General features: G+C 52.3%; 14 protein-coding genes. 9 read left to right on the forward strand and 5 right to left on the reverse strand.

What is annotated here, in order from left to right; genetic code table 11:
• The 3 genes from AAF564_12055 to AAF564_12065 form a co-directional block, all read left to right on the forward strand.
• On the forward strand, nucleotides 1-1162 hold a 1162-nt coding region (locus tag AAF564_12055; protein MEM8486275.1), incomplete at its 5' end, for an alpha/beta hydrolase.
• 344 nt (nucleotides 1163-1506) lie between these two features.
• On the forward strand, nucleotides 1507-1725 hold the full coding sequence (locus tag AAF564_12060) for a hypothetical protein (protein MEM8486276.1): 219 nt from the start codon (nucleotides 1507-1509) through the stop codon (nucleotides 1723-1725).
• Between the two features lie 29 nt (nucleotides 1726-1754).
• Entirely contained in the window at nucleotides 1755-2492 is a 738-nt protein-coding gene (locus tag AAF564_12065) for a hypothetical protein (GenBank protein ID MEM8486277.1), read from the forward strand.
• Between the two features lie 5 nt (nucleotides 2493-2497).
• Here AAF564_12065 and AAF564_12070 read toward each other — a convergent pair whose 3' ends face one another.
• From AAF564_12070 to AAF564_12080, 3 genes are all read right to left on the reverse strand, one after another.
• Nucleotides 2498-3430 carry a DUF1684 domain-containing protein gene (locus AAF564_12070; GenBank protein ID MEM8486278.1) on the reverse strand — a complete coding sequence of 311 codons (933 nt, stop codon included), beginning with the start codon at nucleotides 3428-3430 and terminating at the stop codon, nucleotides 2498-2500.
• A gap of 125 nt (nucleotides 3431-3555) precedes the next feature.
• Entirely contained in the window at nucleotides 3556-4683 is a 1128-nt protein-coding gene (locus AAF564_12075; GenBank protein ID MEM8486279.1) for a serine hydrolase domain-containing protein, read from the reverse strand.
• Between the two features lie 71 nt (nucleotides 4684-4754).
• A complete protein-coding gene (locus AAF564_12080) occupies nucleotides 4755-5609 on the reverse strand; it encodes a cyanophycinase (GenBank protein MEM8486280.1) in 855 nt (284 codons plus the stop codon).
• Nucleotides 5610-5808: 199 nt separating this feature from the next.
• On the opposite strand from AAF564_12080, the gene AAF564_12085 reads away from it, so the two are divergent.
• From AAF564_12085 to AAF564_12110, 6 genes are all read left to right on the forward strand, one after another.
• Nucleotides 5809-7632, forward strand: a complete 1824-nt coding sequence (locus tag AAF564_12085; protein MEM8486281.1) for a family 10 glycosylhydrolase — start codon at nucleotides 5809-5811, stop codon at nucleotides 7630-7632.
• A gap of 212 nt (nucleotides 7633-7844) precedes the next feature.
• On the forward strand, nucleotides 7845-9716 hold the full coding sequence (locus tag AAF564_12090) for an FG-GAP-like repeat-containing protein (protein ID MEM8486282.1): 1872 nt from the start codon (nucleotides 7845-7847) through the stop codon (nucleotides 9714-9716).
• 204 nt (nucleotides 9717-9920) lie between these two features.
• Nucleotides 9921-12683: a TonB-dependent receptor gene (locus AAF564_12095; GenBank protein ID MEM8486283.1), complete on the forward strand. Its 2763-nt coding sequence runs from the start codon at nucleotides 9921-9923 to the stop codon at nucleotides 12681-12683.
• Between the two features lie 95 nt (nucleotides 12684-12778).
• Complete coding sequence (locus tag AAF564_12100; protein ID MEM8486284.1) at nucleotides 12779-16150, forward strand: hypothetical protein; 3372 nt, start codon at nucleotides 12779-12781, stop codon at nucleotides 16148-16150.
• Nucleotides 16151-16167: 17 nt separating this feature from the next.
• Nucleotides 16168-17247, forward strand: a complete 1080-nt coding sequence (locus AAF564_12105; GenBank protein ID MEM8486285.1) for a PorV/PorQ family protein — start codon at nucleotides 16168-16170, stop codon at nucleotides 17245-17247.
• A 53-nt stretch (nucleotides 17248-17300) separates the two neighbouring features.
• Complete coding sequence (locus AAF564_12110) at nucleotides 17301-18992, forward strand: N-acetylmuramoyl-L-alanine amidase (GenBank protein ID MEM8486286.1); 1692 nt, start codon at nucleotides 17301-17303, stop codon at nucleotides 18990-18992.
• On the opposite strand, the gene AAF564_12115 is transcribed toward AAF564_12110, so the two are convergent.
• Nucleotides 18989-19897: an MBL fold metallo-hydrolase gene (locus tag AAF564_12115; protein ID MEM8486287.1), complete on the reverse strand. Its 909-nt coding sequence runs from the start codon at nucleotides 19895-19897 to the stop codon at nucleotides 18989-18991. The two genes, AAF564_12110 and AAF564_12115, sit on opposite strands and share 4 nt — an antisense overlap.
• The gene (locus tag AAF564_12120; GenBank protein MEM8486288.1) at nucleotides 19894-20442 is read right to left on the reverse strand and encodes a hypothetical protein; all 549 of its coding nucleotides are present in this window, start codon (nucleotides 20440-20442) and stop codon (nucleotides 19894-19896) included. Before AAF564_12120 ends, AAF564_12115 begins: the two co-directional genes overlap by 4 nt.
• Between the last annotated feature and the right edge of the window lie 33 nt (nucleotides 20443-20475).

The raw sequence follows: 20475 nt of genomic DNA on the forward strand, positions 1-20475 counted from the left end.
GCCTTTAACAAAAATTGCCGATGTGATCATCCCTGGCCAACGTGGCTTTCAAACATCTGGAAACACAAGCTGCGACCCAATGCCCGAGATGCCGCTTGCAGATCACCTGAATTCGGCAAAACGAGAAGCAGCCGTTCAAGCCAGCCTGGCTGCTTGCCGGCAAAAGCTTGAGGCAGCCGGCGTCAACCTGCAAGGTTTGAATGTTGAAGAAATGGCTGCAGATGTTAATGATATCGCTAGCAGTCTTGGCTACCGCTCCATCCAACTGATTGGTCAAAGCTTTGGGACCCACTGGGGGCTCAGCATTATTCGGCAATATCCGGATCTGGTTGCGCGGGCTACGTTAAGCGCACTCGAAGGCCCGGATCACACGTACGACATGCCAGCTGGCGTAGCTGGCGCGCTCAAAAGGATAGCTGCAACTGCCGAAGCTTCTCCGGTTCTTGCACCACTCATACCAGAAGAAGGGTTAATTGCAGCATACCAGGCACTGATCGACGAGGCGGACAAAAATCCGGTTATGGTCACGTATGAAAATGAAGACACCGGCGAACAACTTCCCGTAACGCTTGACGGCGACGCATTCAGAGAACTGGCACGCGGCTATTCACGCGGCACCAACTGGCGGTATCTCATGCCCATCTGGCCGCTTGATATTTTGAACATGTTAGATGGCAACTTAGAAGGCGCAGCCCGTCGGTATGTCCGGGTGAAGTCCTTTCCTTACCTCCAGGATGCCGCATACTATCAGGTCGATTGTGCGTCTGGTATCAGCAATGCGCGGCAGCAGCAATTAGGTACTGACACAGGCATGGCGCTGGTGGGCAACTTGCACGCGCATCTGGAGAGCGTGTGTAAAGCATGGGATGCAGACCTGGGCCCAGATTTTCGACAACCGTTTGAGAGTGATGTGCCGGCGCTGCTGGTACATGGAGACTGGGATACGTCTACCCCAATAGAAAACGCAGAGACCGTCCGCACCTTTTTCACGAACCACCGTTTTGTGCAGGTCGAAGGCGGCTCACATGGTGCCTACCGCGAAGCTACCGAAGATGTTGAAGGCTTTGAAGCACTTATCCATCACTGGATGGCTACAGGAGACTATACCGCGATACCCGAAAAAGTGAGCCTCCCACCACTCAATTGGAGAACGCCCGATTAAAGCGTCTTTAGCATCCGCATCAAAATGCGCTAAAAAATACAGCACAACAAAACACGCCCTGCATCTAAGCTCGAACTACCCCTCGGCCCCCCAATCGATTGGTAGTATTCGCGTCTAACATGCAGGGCGTGAATTACAGTGATAAAAATACGTCGATGTCCTGAAGGCAACAAACCATTTCTGGCTAAAAAAAACAGGATTCCTTCATCCAATTGTTGTAGCTTGATGCCGCGCAGCGCACGCCTGCAAAGCGCCAATACGCTTCCCAAGCATTACCCGTGACCGATATAAAGAAGCAACAGGGTTTGCTTAGCTATTTTTTATCTAACAGACAATAAACTGGCATGGCAAAACTTGAAGTTGTTGGATACAGCATGAAATGGAATCCTGTACACAACAAGGGTGAGGTTCAAACCATTTTTTCAGATGGGCAAATTGTAAAGCTCCCCGTGGATTCGGATTGTGAACTGGCTGCCATTTTGTTAATGCTTGAGAAAGACCCTGTGTTTTTTGATACAGACACCTTGTTTCTCGAATGCCCCCAGCGCCCTACGGGCACCTGATTTTCTATTTTTATTTCCAGACAGCACCTATGGCTACAGAACTTGTCGTCGCCATCATTTCAGCCGGAGTAGCCCTGGTGGCAGCCGGCATCACTATTTGGGGGCAAACCAGAAGTACGCGACTCGCTGCGCAGTTGCGACGCGAAGAGGAAGAAGAAAAACAGCGCCAGGCATCGCTGCGCTTGCTTTCCAGATACCGCGAACCTCTTATCCACGCGGCATTCGATTTACAAAGTCGAATTTACAATATCCTTGAACTCGACATCGTAACCCGTCATTTCAACAGTGGTACAAATGAGACGCGCAGCTATGTATTGAACAACACCACTTATCTGATTGCCCAGTACTTTGGATGGAGCGAAATATTACGCCAAGATGGATTGTTTCTGGACCTTGGGGAAATCGAAAAAACCCACCGGCTGAACACCATCCAGGACCAGATTGGTCATACCTGGCTACGTGACGATCACGATGACGCATTGCGCATTTTTAAAGGGATCCAACGGGTACTCGGCGAAGAGGTCACCGTGCAATCAGAAATGGGCAATGTATGTGCCACGTACGGGGCTTTCCTGCATCTCCTTGAGCAGGAAGACAAGCCGTTTCTCAAACAGTTACAGCAACAAGTGGCTGCAATGCTAGGCAACCCGGAGGCCTCACGCAGCCGGCTCATTCAACTCCAGCATGCATTCATTGACCTGATTGACTTCCTCGACCCCAGGTTTATCCGTTTCCCCAAAGAGCGGCGATCTCGGCTGGATCCATAACAACCTCACGCTGGCTTCTTATACCGCTTCTCCCCTGCATCCACAATGACAGACAACCTATTCTGCCTTAACGGCTGCGGACAGGTTGAATACGGCGAAAAGGCACATGGTGGGTTGTAGGCACGGTTGAAATCAATGGTTGTTTTACCCGTCTCATCCGGCATATCTACATACAAGAACCGCCCGCCTTCATAGGTTTGCGTTGTGTTGGTCACATCCCCAAAAACAAGAAAGAGCACCGATCCTTCTTTTCGTTCAAAAGGAATCATCTCGAATTGCTGTCCATCGTGCTCAAACACTAACACCCCTGGCGCAGCCTCTTCCCGCATGGTCCCGAGAATGGTTGGGTATTCAAAGAGTCGCGGCTCGTCGAAAGGCAGGAATTGGGCAGAGAGATTCCACGCTGCGTCAAAATCAAATCGATCAATCCCCTCAAAATTTGCGAGATGACTACTTTCCATGTTGCGCACCCTTACCCCCAGCTTTCCGTCTCTGGAAATGACCCACCATTGCAGGGGGCCATGGGATATTATTGTCGGGTCGCCGTACCCACCCTCATCATCTTGCATAGCAATCTCGGCCGGCTCCACAGCCACGCTGTCAACCAATACAGCAGCGTCTGGCGCAATCCGGAAGGACACAGCATCTCCGTCGCGAATAAATGCGCCCAGGTTTGCCGGCGCGTTGCCCTCTTTCAGTATAAAATCATTGTCAACTGATGCACCCATGCTCCAGGCGCCTTCTTCAAGCCAAAACAGGCCGGCAAGATTGAGCCAGCTTGATTCAACCTTGAGCAAATCTGCCGTCCGGGATTCAACCCATAACTGCTGATTTCCCAGCATTTTTTGATACTGCATTTCTTGCTGACCAAAATAGAATCCAGCAACAAAGACCAGCGCAATTGCACCGGTCATAAATTTGACTCGTTTTCGGATCATGGCTCCTCAAAAAGGAACAGGGGGAAGGATAGTTACGAGTCTATATTTAAACAGGGGTAGCTTCACATGCAAACCTTCCGGCATGTCGGGTGCGCACAACAGGCAAAACTGCGACAACATCAAGCCTAATTGCCTGCTGCTGCCGGCGCCATTTCTTCTACTTCACCTGCCAGGGCCATAATTCGATCTGCCAACCCTATAAGATGCCGGTGTGCTCGGTTGCCATTAGAGAGGATCGCTATGCCAATTTTTTTATCCTTGTTGCCTTGCAGAAAAGCTGTGTATCCGGGGACGCTTCCACTGTGGGCGAAAAAGCGTTCGCCTTTCCGGATATCCGTCCACCAGGTCAACCCATACCCGGCTTCTTCCCCACCCCAAAGACCACTGATGGTACCTTTGAAGGCTTCGTATTGCAGGCTGTGCATTTGGTCCATTAGCTCTTCGGCCAACAAGTGCCGGCCCTTGAACGTGCCACCATTTAAATTTGCAATCAGCCAGTTGGCCTGGTCGAGCACAGTGCCATATACTATACCAGCAGGCCATACCGAGGCTTTAAGTTGTTCAGTAGGTACAAGTCTTTTTGAAGCGCGATCAACAACATACGGCACCGCTAGCCGCTCGGTCATCACCGGCGTGGGCTGAAATGCTGTGCTGTTCATTTCCAACGGACTAAAAATGGTTTGCTGGACGTAATTCCGAAAAGGTACCCCGGCAAACTGCCCCGACAAATAGCCAACGAGGCTGTATGCCATATTTGAGTACACAACGCCGGCCATAGGCGATGATTCAGCACGCAGCGATGTGGCAAGGTATTGCTCAAGTGAGGGTGGCCGATCATCTCCCCAAACGGGAAACGGGCCAAAGTCGCCGGGTAGCCCTGAAGTATGGGTGAGCAAGTGCCTGAAGGTCACGGGTGCGTCCGCGTCTTCATTTTTGATCCGGATGCCCTCAAGATACCCGTTGACAGGATCGTCAAGACCAAATTTGCCGTCTTCCATGTGCTGGAGCAACGCTACGGTTGACATGGCTTTGAAGGTGGACCCTATAAGGTAGACCGTGCTGGGTACGGCCGGCGTACGGGCCCAAATGTTGGCGTAACCGTATCCCTTTGACCATACCACCTCTTCTCCTACTACAAGCGCAAGGGTCATTGAAGGAATCTGTCCCTCAACCATTGCCTGCTCAATTGCATACTCAATACCGCCAAGGGCTTCTGACCAATTGGTCGACTGCGCTGTCGTGTTGCGAACCAAAAGGCCAGCTAAAATGCTGACGAAGAATAAGAAAGAGGAATACCGCTGGAGCTTGAACACCATATTTTCTTTTACCGATTTGACCAGGGACGCGAAACCACACGCTCCAGTCCAACACTGGATCGAACACGACGGAAGCCTTCGCGTGTTGCCAGATCAAAAAAGTCACCCGGGCGCAAGAAGTAAAACTGCCCGCCTGAATCGATCATACTGTTGTGATCATAGATGGCAACATAACTCTGGCCAATTACTTCAAACTCATCACCACGCACCAGGATGGCGGTATTTTCATCCAATCCAATACCCAGCAGGTCGGGGTGGGCCTCTATTATTTCGATCAGGTCAAATTGCCGATTTCGCTGTAGCAGGTGCTGATCAACGGCCGTATTTTTGAGCAAGGCCAATCCTTCAACGTGATCCCCCATCATGATGGTATTGGTCTTGGTGTCGCCGCGCGCCAGGTATGAACCCTGGATGGTTGCGCCGGCAGAAGAACCGCCAATAATTCCCCCGCGATCCAGCAATTGCCATAGCGCATCGTGCACTTTTGTATTCAGGTAAGAATCAGCCAATCGCCACTGCCGGCCGCCAGAAAACCAGACGGCACGCGCATCTGCAAGCGCGCCAGCAAACGCATCCGTGTCTGCCTCTTTACGGTCGTAGGTATGCAGGAGATGCAAGTTTCGAGCGCCAACTTTTCTAAAAATCGATAAGCCTCGCCAGTAATCGTCGTAAGCAGCCTCTCCGCCGGCTGTCGGGATGACCACAATTTTAGCATCTGGTCCGCCGGCGAGGTCTACAAATCGTTCAAAAATTGCGCGATCTTGCAGGTTACCTCCACCAAGCAGCAAGACGCCACGGGCAGGTCCAACTTGCTGCGCCAGGGCGGGTGTTGCACAAAAAAACAGGAGTAAGATTGAGAGCAAATACGGGCGTCTGTAGCTATGAAACATCGGGCATATCTTCTTGTCTTTGCGGGTCAGGATGAAAGTACGGTTTTTCAGGCTTCCATGTAGTGCAAGTTGAAATACGGTTTGGATTTTTCAGCATGGTGTTTGATATTAGCAAGGCTTGCAGGTAACCACCACGCCAATACCTGCGAATTAAGCATTATCGGATAAAAACATGCGCAATCCCCGGCTATTTGCCGGCAGATTTTGCCCCGCTCTGCTGGCGTGTGCGATAGCTATTTTTCATTTTTTCGGATCCGAAGCAAACGGCCAATCCCAAGACACCCCCTTTTTCGAAACGCGGGCGGTCTGGTTGGCTACAGTGCTCCAGGACGGCAACTGGCCTACCACCGGCGCGCCGGCTTCACAGCAGGCTAATGCCCTTCGGACGCTGATCCAAGACGCACACGCAACCGGTATCAATACGTTTGTCATGCAAGTGGTTGCGCGCGGCGATGCAATGTACCCTAGCGCCCTGTTGCCCTGGTCTGCCCTCCTTGCTGGGCCGGGCGTAGACCCGGGCTATAATCCGCTGGCCGTTGCCATAGCAGAAGCACATCGGCTTGGCATGGAATTACACGCCTGGATCAATGTCTATCGCATCGGTGACACCAGTACGCTTGCCGACTTTGCCAGTGTCACCAACCCGCAACACATCGGATACGCAGAGCCGGGATGGATTGCCGAAAAAGGGAGCCAGGTATGGCTCGATCCTTCAGCTACTGGCGCAAAAGACTGGCTCGTTGACGTCGTCTCTGAAATCGTAGAGAATTACGATGTGGATGGCGTGCATTACGACTTTATCCGCTATCCAGAAGGCGGCTTTATGAATGACGATGCCAACTTCCAGTTCGATGACAAGGGATTTGCCAACCTTGCAGACTGGCGCCGTGGCAACGTAAATGCGTTTGTCGAGGCTGCTTATGAAGCTGTAATGGCGATTAAGCCGTGGGTCAAGGTTGGCGCTGCGCCGCTGGGCAACTACCGCGAGACCAGCGCATGGCCAGCGCTTTGGGCATATAGCGGGGTCTACCAGGAAAGCCGGCTCTGGCTCGCCAATGGATGGCACGATTACCTCGCGCCGCAGATCTATTTCAGCATCGGCACGGACCCCGAAGGCAGCAATACGTTTGCTTCGCCAGACTTTGAGGTCCTGGTCAATGAATGGGTAGCTGAATCATCGGGGCGGCCCATATTTGCTGGCTACGGTGCATACAAACCCTCTGAAGGCAGATTTCCGGCAGGTGACCTGCCCTTGCAAATTGACGCCGCCCGCGAGGCAGGCGCTGCGGGCCAAATGGCTTTCAGGTACGACCATTACATGCAATATGCAGACCTGATTACAACCCGCTACAACGAGCCTGCGTTGCCGGCGGCAATGTTACACCGGTTTGAAGCTTCTGCACCAACAACACCCCCCGGACTCGCACTCACAAATACCGCCAATGGATATGTTCAGCTGGACTGGATGGCATCCAGCGGCAGCGCTGCTGATCCATTGCGGAGCTATGTAATCCTTCGCCGGCCTGATGCAGCACCGCGTGAAGGGTACGCGGAAGACATCCTGGCCCTGGTTGATGCCGGCGTAAGTCAGTACATTGACGCAAGCGCCGCACCCGGACAAAGTTACTATTACAGCATTGCCTCTCGTAGCGCCCTTGGGATGCTGTCGAACTACGCTGAACCGGTATCCAATACGGCGATAACGTCGGTTACACCAACGCGTTTGGATCAACGGAAAACAACCATTGTGAGCGTCTTTCCAAACCCGGCTAACCAATCAGCTACACTCACCTATTACCTGGCTGCACCCACCGCTGTTGAAATCCGTTTGCACGATGCCATTGGCCGGCAAACACGGACCGTAGCAAATACCCGCCGGGCCCCCGGACTCTACAAAACCCAAATCAACACCAGCGACCTCGCACGTGGGGTCTATCAGGTGGTTTTGCGCACAGAAGAAGGCCTTTCTGCCTGGCCCTTAATGGTAAATCGCTAGATAATTAATCAGGCCTGAAATATGGGTCAAATGGCCCATAAAACCAGTCATCTAGATCACTGTGCAGTCCATCAAAAACAAATTGATTACCAAACAGGCATTCCGTATTATCCGGCAGACCGTTTTTGCCTGTCACCAACACTTCGATGAACATTATTACGGTCGACCCAACTCATTACGATCCTTTATTCCAAACACCCTAGTATTACAGTATGAAAAAAGCTACTACATTGACGCTCTTTCTCTTGCTATCTGCCGGCCTCGTGCAGGCACAGCAAGTCGAATTTGAACTGGGCTTGCCTGTTTCCGACAATATTATGGACGGCTACGCAGCCGGAATCCAGTCTGGTGCCCGCGACGTTGCTGGCCCATTTGATCTCGACGCTGATGGCCTGTATGAAGTCCTCGTTGCTGACTACACCGGTGGTGGCCGCGTGCATGTAATCGAAAATGTTAGCGCCGACACCTGGGAGCTTGTTTATTCAACGCCCTGGATGGACTCAACTGGCACAACCAACAACATCCGTGCAATCGCCGGCGGCGACCTGGATGGCGATGGTTTTGGTGAGATTGTTTTCCTTAGCGGTCGTAACTTTGACGAAGCAACAACCTTCGCTACTGGCCTGTTTGTTTTCGAAAACACCGCAGACAACGACTACGGTTCTGCACCTGCGGCGATTTACGAATTCAACGACGATTTACCTGATCGCTGGCGTACCGAAGTTTTGGACATCTATGACGTAGATGGAGACGGCACAGAAGAACTGCTGATGTCTAACAATGGTAGTGACAATCGCTACGATAACTGGTACATCATTTCTGCTTCTGATATCGGCAACGGTTTTGACGTATGGACGGAAGAAGTTCGCCTCAGTTCACGCGCCACAGAAGACTTCGATCCGGTAGGTCGTGGCGGTGGTAGTGCTTATGCAGCACACCCGGCCGACCTGGATGGTGACGGCAACCTCGAAGTTGTACTCCACTCATGGAACAGCTTCAACTTCACCAACATCTCCACAGATGGACAGGGTGGCTATGTAATCCCTGATGCTGCAGCTGCCAACCTTAGCCTCAATGTTACGTCTCCTGATGACCAGGTATCGTTCTTTGGCGGCGTAGTAGTTGACATCGACGGAAACGGCGACGACGAAGTATTCTTCCCGAACCTTCAGACAGGTGCCGTTACAGTGATGAACTACGAAAGCGGTGAAGATGTACTGCAACTGACGATGGACAACTTCTCTGTTGGTGTAATTCCAGGCTTCTCTTCTTTGGGCATCACTGCTGGAGACCTCGATGGTGATGGCTTTATGGAACTCATCGGTACGGGCCCTGGCTATGCCGGCTCTAATTTTGGTAATGGAGAAGCCGCTGCTTGGGTTAATGTAGTTGAATTTAACGGTGGCGACCCTGAAGATCCTGCAAGTTACTCAGCTGTTGAAGCCGTAGCAATTTCTTCAGATACGTACAACGGATTCCACACGTTGAACAACCTTGACGGCTCTACCTCTTATGTAGACAACGACCTGGCTCTTGCCAACCCTGATTCGGTGACGCTTAGTAATGACAACCCAGAATTTGCCTCCAAACTTGCCTATCTAGGCGACGCCGACCTCGATGGCGTTAATGAAGTTGTATTCGGCATTCAAGGTGTTCGTGACCAGCTTTACACGCTCACGCAGAATGCAGACAGCAGCTACACAGTCGATTCTTCCGTTGAAAATGAAAACCGAGTGTTTATGCGCGTGATGTCAGGATCTGGCATTGCCGTAAGCATCGACGAAGAGCGCATCATCGTTCCTGACGATTACAGACTCCACGACAACTACCCGAACCCGTTCAACCCAACCACTACGATCAGCTTTACGCTGCCGCTTGACAAAGCCGTAAGCGTACGCGTGTTCGACATGACAGGCCGGCTGGTTCGCACCCTGGTCAACAACGAGTACCGCACGGAAGGGTACCACGAAGTTGTTTGGGATGCTACCAGTGACGCAGGCAACCAGGTTGCCAGTGGTTCTTACCTGTACACCCTTGAGTACGGTAACTTTCGCCAGTCAAAAACCATGGTTCTGATCAAATAAATCCGAGGGGGATTTATTTGGGTTGAAGGTTGAAGGTTGAAGGGTTAAAGTAGTGTTACTTTGCCTTTAACTTTCAACCTTCAACAATTTTTGTTGGCTGTATCCGATGCGCTTGTAATGCCCTGAACTCCTTCACAAGGCATACAAACCGGCTCGAAGGTTCAACCCTTTAACCTTCAACTTTCAACCTTTAACCATTTTACTATGGCTAACAGTCGCCGCCTGCTATTTGTATCGTGCCTGCTCGCAGTTATCCTCCTTCCTGCCACCCTCGCCTATGGGCAGGGAAAAATAGCCGGCCGCATTCTCGATCAGGCCACCAATGAATCCCTGATCGGTGTAAACATCGTCCTCGAAGAGACCGGTCAAGGCACGGTCTCCGATGCGGATGGCAATTATGTTATCGTCAACGTGCGGCCGGGCAGCTATACCCTCGTCTTCTCCTACGTCGGCTACCAGACACAGAAAATCACAGAAGTCCGCGTTTCAACCGGACAAACCACCCGCTACAACCTCGACATGCGTGAGCAGGTGCTTGAGGGAGAAGAAATCATCGTCCAGGCAGAACGCCCCCTCATTCAGAAAGACCTGACAGCATCCAAGAAAACGGTTGTCGCTGAAGAAATTGACGCCTTGCCTGTTGAAGGATTCTTTGGCGTCCTCGTTACCCAGGCCGGTGTAAACCAGGGCCCCAGCGGTGAAATCCATATCCGTGGCGGCCGTAGCAATGAAGTCTCCTATCTGGTCGATGGGATCTCGGTGGGCAACCCGTTTGACACCAACGGCCTTACAACCGGCGTTGCACAGGACGCTATCCAGGAAATGACCGTCATCTCAGGTGCCTTTAACGCCGAGTATGGCAAAGCAATGTCAGGCATTGTTAATCTGGTCACCAAAGAAGGCACACCAAAATTCCAGGGCTCGTTTAGCGCTTATGGTGGAGACACCGTGACCGGCAATGATGACATTTTCCTGAATCCTTCAGGAGTTGGGTACGACATTTACACCCTGGAAGGCACCCTCGGCGGCCCCCTTCCGATTTTCAAAAATGCAAGCTTCTTTGTCTCCGGCCGCATCGATGAAGATGAAGGCTACGCCTTTGGCGTACGGCAGCACCTGCCCTCAGACTCAGCCAACTTCAACGGTGATGTCCCCTACTACGAAATCAGTGGAAATCCCTGGTGGGAATACCTGCCGGCTGACGCGAACAACCCGGATGGTGGCCGCGAATTGCCAAACGAGCGCGTTTCGCTACACCCACGCACAAGCAGCAACTTTGTAGGCAAAATCACCATGAAGCCGGCCAGAGGCATCAAGGTGGACTACAGCTACCTCTTCGATTACAGCAAACGCAAGCCCCTCAGCGCTACCTCGTTTGCATACCGGTTCAACCCGGATGGCATTACTACCCTCCGCGATCGGGGTTACAGTCACCGCCTGAACTGGACGCATACCCTGAACGACCGCGCCTTCTACACGCTCAAACTCTCGTATGCGAGCAATGAGTTCAGACAGTTTGTATATGAAGACCCCAATGATCCCCGCTACGTCCGTGACTTGAGCGGTATTGGTGATGGCACTGTGGTTGGTTTCCCGGGCAGCAACTTCCTGTTTGGCGGCAACCAGAAAGGCCACATCAACGAGACGTCTCGTTCTTTCCGGGGCAAGCTCGACTTTACACGCCAGTTTGGTGTTATACACGAAACCAAAGTTGGTATCGAGGCGCAAATGCATAGCCTGGACCGTCGCAACTTTGTGGTCCTGTACAATGAAAATGTACTCTACCGCGACGGCCCAACAGTGCCCGACGAATCCACCCCTTCGCATGACGTATACAAAGACCAGCAAGTGCTCGAACTGAGCGCGTATGTACAGGATAAGCTGGAGTTTGACAACTTCATTATCAACGCCGGCGTGCGGTACGAATACTTCGACCCCAACGGCGAATTTATCCCAGACCTGCTGGATCCCAAAGGCCCGCTACAAGAGGCCGACGTCACACACCTGATCCTGCCCCGGGTAGGCGTGTCGTTTCCAATTACAACCACGGGGATCATTCACTTTTCCTACGGCCACTTTGCCCAGATGCCGCCCCTGCGCCGGCTCTATCTGAATCCGGACTTCGAATTCCCGGCCGGCGCCATTCCGACATTCGGCAACACCAATATGCGTCCTGAACGCACGGTGCAGTACGAGATTGGCCTGCAGCAGCAAATTGGTCCCAACCTCGCTTTTGATATCACTGGGTTCTTCAAAGACATCCGGGATTACCTTGCAAGCCAACGCATTCGTTTTAGCACCATTGCAGGCGAAGATCAGTTCACCATTTTCCTGAACCGCGACTATGCCAACGTGCGCGGCATCACCTTCGCCCTGACACGCCGGCGCGACCGGGGTGGCTTGCTCTCGGCAAACCTGGACTACACCTTCCAGCTTGCGGAAGGCAACAACAACGACAGCAACGCCTTCTTCTTCAATTCGCTGTCGGGCCGGGAAAACGAGTTTGAAATTATTCCGCTGGACTTTGATCAACGCCATATCATCTCGTCTACCGTAAGCCTGACGAGGCCGGGCAATTGGGGCGCGTCCTTCATCGCACAGTTCTCAACAGGATACCCGTACACACCGCTGTTGCTTGACCAGAAAATTGATCAGTTGCCCAACGCGGGGCGCAAACCAGAGCAGTTTGACATCGATGCCCATTTGTACAAAGAATTTCCGCTGGGCAACGCACACCTGCGCGTGTTTGCAAAAATATTTAATGTACTCGACCGCCTGAACGAGCGGTTTGTCTTCAACGATACAGGCACTGCCACATATTCTCTAAACGGTCAGCGCGGCATTCATGCTGCCTGGGAGCCGCTTTATGGCCTGCCTGGCATCAAAACACTCGAAGAATACAACACCCGACCACACTGGTACAGTCCACCCAGGGAAATCAGGATTGGAGCTACCCTCTCCTTCTAACCACCCTCCCTTTTGCAACAGCTGTGTCCGGAATCAAATAGCATACAACCTAGATGCGCTATACCTCGATATTAGTACTTCTTCTAGCCGTTTGCGTGGCCTTACCAGCCAGTGCACAATCGCGTAAAGAGCTCAAGGAAGGTCGGAAAAACGACTGGCGACAAGAGCAGGTCCAACGATGGATCGATTACCAATCGAACCGCCCCATGGTCCGGGGAGCTAACCTGAATTGCGTCTCTGAAATTACCAGCCGGCGTGATGCCATTCTCAATGGCAACCGTATCACAACACAGATCCTCAATTTTGGCTCGATCTCTTCACCAGGTAACACCATTACGGATATTGTTTGGAATGGCCTCGGCTACGGATTTGAGTTTGGCCCGTTTGTCGCCGCTGAAATTGAAGACCCCGAGCGCAAAGATCCACAAAGCGTCCCGCTGGTTGATGAAAACGGTAACCCGCGCCTGGACGCCAGCGGTAACCCTCTTTATGGCTTTCATGTCGTTTCAGACGGACTGGTTTCCAATGGTGGCGAAGTTTCTCCCGATGGTGCTGAGTTCTGGGGATGGCAGCCCATTCCCTGCGCAGAACCCGTCGGCTCCTTTGGCGGGCTCGACGTTGTTGAACGGACCTCCCCCTTCATCCCGACAAGTGATGCGCGCGATAACGACCTCGATGGCAAGCCGGATTCATGGCCTGATACCTGGTTTAACGACAACTTGCAGAGCTATGTATGGCCCGGCGCCTTGCAGCAGGGAGCTTCCAACGCAGACAAGGAAGCGCTCTACTTCATGAACGATTACAACAACAACGAATTTGAATACTACCCCTTCCCCTCCGACAGCTCCAAACGCGGGCTCGGACTTGAAGTAGAAACCCGCATCTACCAATGGGCCAACCCGCTGGCTGAAGATGCCATGTTTTTGATCTACAAAATCACAAACAAAAGCGAGCAGGACCTGGATAAAGTGATTTTTGGGATGTGGGGCGATCCACACATTGGTGGCCCTGGCGATTGGCCGGACGACCTCGCCTTATTTGACCGAGACCTCAATATGGTTTTTGCGTGGGATGCTGACGGGCGCTCCGATATTCCCGGCCGCGCACCAGGCTACTTCGGTTATAAATTTCTCGAAAGCCCGGGCATTGGCAACGAAATCATTAATGGCGTCTCTTTCCCCGGCGACGGTATTGACAATGACGATGATGGCATGGTCGACGAATCCTGGACTGACGGGATAGACAACGACGGGGATTGGGACCCAAGCTTTGACGACGTTGGGATTGACGGAATCCCCGGAACGGGGGATGATGGCGAAGGTGACGGCATCCCAACCGCCGGCGATCAGTTTGACATCACCAAACCCGGTGAGCCCAATTTCGAATTTACCGACATCGACGAAAGCGACCAGATTGGACTGACTTCTTTCGCCTCACCGGGCTTTGCCGGCAACCGCATCTCAAATGACGAACGCGTTTGGTCACAAGTCCAGCCGGGTAACTTTGAGAATGTCCCTTCACAGCCCGGCGACTACGTGTTTCTCTATGGATCAGGTTCTTTCCCACTCCGCGCCGGCGAAACCAAGCGGTTCTCCATTGCCCTCATTGTGGGTGAAAGCTTTGATGACCTTGTACTCAACGCAGAGACCGTTCAGCAGATTTTTGATGTCGGCTACCGCTTTGCCCGCCCACCGAACAAACCCAAACTTACGGCTGTCCCAGGAGACCGACAGGTTACGTTGTACTGGGACGACGGTGCTGAAAACTCTGTAGATCCACTTTCTAGAGAGCAAGACTTCGAGGGCTATGCCATTTACAGATCCACAGACAACGAGTTCAGCGACCAGCAGACCATTACGGATATCAACGGGTCGCGCTTTCTTTTCCGGCCGCATACCAACGAGGTTGGCGTTGAGGCCAGGTTTGACTTAAAAAATGGGATATCCGGCCCCTCTGAAATACCGTATCCCAAACGTGGTGTAGCTTATGACCTCGGCGACGACACCGGCCTCTTTCATACGTATGTAGATTCCAATAATGTGATCAATGGTCAGACTTATTACTACACGGTTGTCGCCTACGACCGTGGATGGAACGGTGGAGACAACAGCGCTTTCCTGAATGGTATACCGCCATCGGAAACAACAAAAACCATTACGTTTAATCCGGTCACCGACGACTTTATCTTCGACGACAACACAGCGGCGGTAACGCCATCTCCGGTGGTTGCCGGCTATGTACCGCCGTCGTTCAACGAAGGTAGCAACCAGGTACAACGCGCAGCAGGCAAAGGCACGGGCCCATTACAAATTCGGGTAATTGACCCCTTGGCAATTCCCGACGATGGGCTGTACACCGTTGCTTTTGACGAGCAAGATGGCGAGACCGTGTATTCCGTTACCAATGAACGTCCGCTCACGGTTACGTTTGCTGCTACTGCTGGCAAAGCCAACACGCTCGGCGTAACCAATATTGTACCTGCAAGCTTCCAGCTAGCCACAGCATCGGGTACGCCGCTCGTTGCCGGCACGGACTACACGCTCAATGCAGAAACGGGAGCCGTTCAGGTTGTAGGCAACGACCAGGCAGAATTGGTGGCCACCTTTAAATACCAGCCTGTACGCAGCAGCGCACGGTTGAACAACGAAGAGTCAAATCCGATTTTCGACGGCATGCACCTGTTTGTGCAGGAAGACGTTCTGGGTATAGATACGCTACAAACAGGCTGGTCCATTGGCGGCCAGGATATTCCGTTTAATGTCCGGGTAGCAACCTCCGGACCCGGCAGGATTGGACAACCAAATGATTACGAAATTGTATTCTCTGACGCACCCGTAACAACAAGTTTTGTAACCAACCTGCCGCTTCCCTTTGAAATATTCAACCTTTCGATGTCCAATGAGCCGCTGCTTGCATTTGTGCCCGACCTCAATCGGGATGGCATCTGGAATATAGACGAGCAGGTAATCATTCTGGAAAATGTGAATGGTGAGCAGGTAGCTTCCTGGCAGGTCGATTTTGAAGATATTGGCGCCATGCCCGATGGCGGGGATGTGTTTTTCATTCGAACATCCAAACCGTTTAACGCCAACGATGCCTTTTCCATCAACACAACAGGAGCAACAACCGACACAGTGCTTGCGCGAGAAGGATTACGCGACATTTACGTAGTACCAAATCCTTATGTCGCCTCCTCTTCGTTTGAGCCAACCAACCCGGTATCTCGATCTGAGCGCGGCGACAGGCGGCTCTATTTTGCCAATGTACCTCAACGATGCACCATTCGGATATACACGCTTGCTGGTGAGCTTGTCGACACCATTTTCCATGACAGTGCGCTAAGCGATGGCAAGGCATTCTGGGACTTGCGCACCAAAGACAACATGAACATTGCTTACGGCCTCTACATCTTCCATGTGGAATCAGATGAAGGCACCGTTATCGGCAAATTTGCAGTCATCAAGTAAGCCCGGGCAAGATCTCTATGAAAAGCTTTTACACAAATCGTCGCAGTACCGGGCTCACCTACCTGATGGGTAGCGCACTCGCCATGGTTCTTTTTTTGGTTGCGCCACTGGAGGCCAATGCCCAGGCAGAGCCAAACAACCAAACCATCACCAAGGTGGGGACAACTGCCGCCCAATTCCTCAAATTGGGAGTTGGAGCGCGCGCGATTGCCCTTGGTGGGACCTTTGTAGCCCAGGCCAACGACCTGTCTGCGTTGTACTGGAATCCGGCCGGCCTTTCCAACCTTAATGGCAGTGCGGTGCAGTTGGCACGTACAGATTACCTCGCCGGTATCAATTACAACTTTGCCGGCTTTGGCACAAACATCGGCAACCTGGGCACCATCGCTGCCTCCCTCATATTCCTCGACTCGGGCAGCATGCAGGTGCGTACAGAAGAGGCTCCTGAAGGAACGGGTGAAGAATTTGACGTCCAGAACTTCGCCCTTCAGTTGTCCTTTGGCAAGGCGCTAACGGACAAATTCTCTGTGGGCACGACAGTCAAATATATCCAGGAATCAATCTGGCACAGTTCAGCCTCAGCCATCGCATTTGATATAGGCGTACTGTTCACAACGCCATATGAAAACCTTCGACTCGGTGCCAACATGGCCAATTTCGGCCCCAAAATGCAGATAAGTGGCCGCGACATCCTGTTCAGCGAAGACCCTAATCCGGATCAGGAAGGAAACGTAGAAATTGTCAACGCCCAGTTTCTCACAGATGGTCACCCGTTGCCCCTGATCTTCCGGATCGGCCTCGCGTGGGATGCAATGAACATGCCGGATCATACGATCACGTTGATGACGGACGCCGCACACCCGAATGACAACAGTGAGTACATGAACGTAGGCATGGAGTACGTATTCAGAGATTTCTTCTCGCTACGCTCCGGCTTGCGAAACATGTTCGAAACCGATGGAGAACAAGGACTAACGCTGGGTGCCGGCCTCAACCTCCGCCTGGATCGTGCCCTGCGCATTCGCTTTGACTATGCGTATGCCGACTTTGGACGCCTAGAGGAAACCCATTGGGTAACCGTTGACCTGGCGTTTTAACTAAACGCCCTCCTACCCAACGCCAATTCAACAAATTTCTGGTCACATCCGCTATGCTGGATTCTGTATGCACACGCTGGCCTGTTGCAGTGCCGGCATTGTTGAGAAGCTTCTCTTTTGTGCTGGTAGCCTTTTTCCTGCTGCCAAATGCCGGGCTTGCACAGGTAGACGATCTCGTACACCAGCATATCCATATGCATGTACCGGTTGTCACAACGGCAGGTAAACAGGCCACTTTGACTTTTGCAGCACCCGCCAGCGCAATCAGCTACAACGGTGTCATTGTGATGGGTTCAGCAACTGGTGGCTTCGAGCGTGGGTTTGTCCGATTTGAAGAAGCGGGTGGCTGGAGCGCATGGATGCCCCTCACGTATCTGGAAGCCAGCACCAGCGAACGGTTTCTGGCGGGCTTTCGTGGCAGCGTTTATCGCAATAACGCAGGCTTCGAGTTGCGTTTTGATGTCGAGGCTGGCAACAGTGTTACCATTATCGACGCCGGCACCTTTGACAATCGCCTCGACAATGAAGGCTATGTAGCGCAAGACGTAGCACCTGCGCCTCCCATCAACCGCCCTGCAAGCCAGGCCATCATCCCGCCCAGCCTCATTCCAAGGGGCGAATGGGGTGCAGAATCTTTTGTTGGTAGCCCGGTCCCTCTGGCGAACCCAAGCTACAACCGGATGACGTTTCACCATGCTGCCTGCTGCGGTGCAAGTACATATGAAGAAGGGCTCGCCTCGGTAAAAGGCATCCAGGACTTCCACCAGAACGTGCGAGGCTGGAGCGATATCGGGTACCATTTCATTTTTGATCAGTCAGGCCGCATCTACCAGGGCCGGCCATTTCTCGACAACAGAACCAACCTGGACCGTGCCCCTGTGCTCGCTCAAGGCGCGCATGTTGGTGGGTTTAATACAGGCAACATCGGCGTAGCGGTGCTGGGCTGCTATCATCCTCCAGAAGGTGGAGGATGCCAGGATACCATGTCGCCGGCGTTACGGGATTCCGTTGTGACCATATTTGCCTACTTAAAAGAGCAATACGGCGTTTCTACAGAAAACCTGTTTGGCCACCGTGACCAGGGGTCAACCAGTTGTCCGGGCGACAACAACTATACCCTGCTACCGGCACTTCGCACAGAAATTGAAGCCCTTATTGTTTCAGGTAACCAACCTATTGCCTTTGCATCTTTGGGCGCCATGAACGCGGAAGACGGCGTCATCCAGCTTTCTTTTGCATTTGAGGAAGTATTTGATGTGGCCTCCTTCCGCGTGGATCGGGAAACAGAGACAACCGCTATAACCGTCTACTCCTCATCCGCACCGCCAGAAACAGGCTTTGAGGCGATGTTCACTGATGCCGCAGTCCCCTCTCCTGAACCTGTCCAGTACTCGCTTTATGCAGTGAGCACAACCGGCACCGAGCAACGCCTGGCCTCTACTGAAGCCAGCATTGTCAGTCCTGATGGATTTTTACTCGGAGAAAATTATCCAAATCCAGCCCAGGCCCGCACAACCATTCGCTATTACCTCAACCAGGATGGCATTGTGTCTCTGAGCGTGTATGATGTCCGCGGCAAACGGGTGGCCAGCCTGGTAAATACGTTCCAGGAACGTAATCAGTGGTATACCGCAACGCTTGATACCGATGGCCTCGCAAATGGCATCTATTTTTACAGGATACAGGTAACCGGCTTTTCAAGCATCATCTTTGACGAAACCCGTACGCTGTCTGTTGTGCGTTAGGGTGTATAAACGTCCAGATCTTTGCCCGACACAACAGCGCCATCGTAGTGCGCCTTTATTTCTGCAAGCATTTCTTCTTCAGATGCTCCCCAAAACAGCTGGTGATAAAGCACGAGCAACCCTGGTTTTGCGCGATTGGCAATTTCGGCCAACTCGATGGTAGACGTATGGCTGTCTTTATGATAGCGTTGCCAGGCCGCAGGCCGTGATTTGAATTGCTCAGCTGAATACACTTCATGCACAAGAATATCACATCCATTACACGCAGCAACCAACGCATCGCTGGGCGTTGTATCACCTGAGATGACAATCGACTTGCCGCCGGCTTCAAACTTATACCCAAATGCATGCGGCCATGAGCTATGCGGCACGGGAATAGGCGTTACCCGCACATGGTCGTCTTTATATACAAATCCTGTGTCCAATTCTGTGACAAGCACCTTGTATCCGACATCATCTCGCGGCTCCAGCCCATACTTCCTCATGGCTATGTCTTCACTGTATGCAGCCACAATATGATCGGTCATATCCTGAAGCCCCTCCGGGCCATAGACTTCCAGAGGTTGCCGGCGCTCCAGTACCCAGGGCGTGAAAATCAGATCGGCATATCCTGTGGTATGATCGGAATGTAAGTGTGTAAGAAATGCACGGGTCAGATTTTCCACTTTCAGGCCTTCAACGCCAGCTGCAGCCGCTGCTGCGGCACGGCGCACCACGCCAGGCCCGAAGTCAACAAGATAGGGCTGGTCGCCAACTACAACTGCTACGGCGGGGCCAAAGCGATCAGGGTCAGCATTGGGTGTTCCAGTACCCAATAACACAAGCTGCATGTGATCACCTGCCTGGCTATAGCCATATTGCGGCAGGATGAGAAGAATAGCGAGCGTCAAAAACTTTGAGATCATACGAGTTTGATGGATTCAACCAGCTTAAATTGTTGAATTTCACGGTTATCAGCCCAGGTGTACAGGGCCAGCTTATCAAGCGTAAGTGATACAACAGGCGGCGTAACAGAAGTTGCCCATACCGTCCCCACAGCCCGCAGCCTGTCGCTAGCACTTCGTGGCGGGCGTGCAACAGTAAGATGAGGCCGAGGCGTATATAGCGGTTCACGACCGGCAGCAGCAAGCACATTATCTCTGTGATACAGCATGTAGTTTACAATAGCTTCTGTGGCATTTACCAGCGTAAACGCATACGCTGAAGGTTTTTCTGGATTGCCAAATGGCATCATGGGGCCAAGTGTTGCGACCATCTGCCGCATGCCGACTTCCTGCGCCACCAGCCATGCTTTCTGTGCCACGCTGGCCTCAACTGCGCCCAGAAAAGCAAAGGTAATATGCAGGTCTACAGGGTTAAATCTTTTTATGCCGTATGGCACGTTCGTAATGACTTTCTGGTACCAACCAGCAGAATCAACAGGAAAACCAATAAACCAGTTTGGACTCATTTTTGTAGTCAGCAGCTGAATTCCGGTTGCTCT

The organism is Bacteroidota bacterium, from assembly GCA_039111535.1.
In the GTDB taxonomy this organism is placed as follows: domain Bacteria; phylum Bacteroidota; class Rhodothermia; order Rhodothermales; family JAHQVL01; genus JBCCIM01.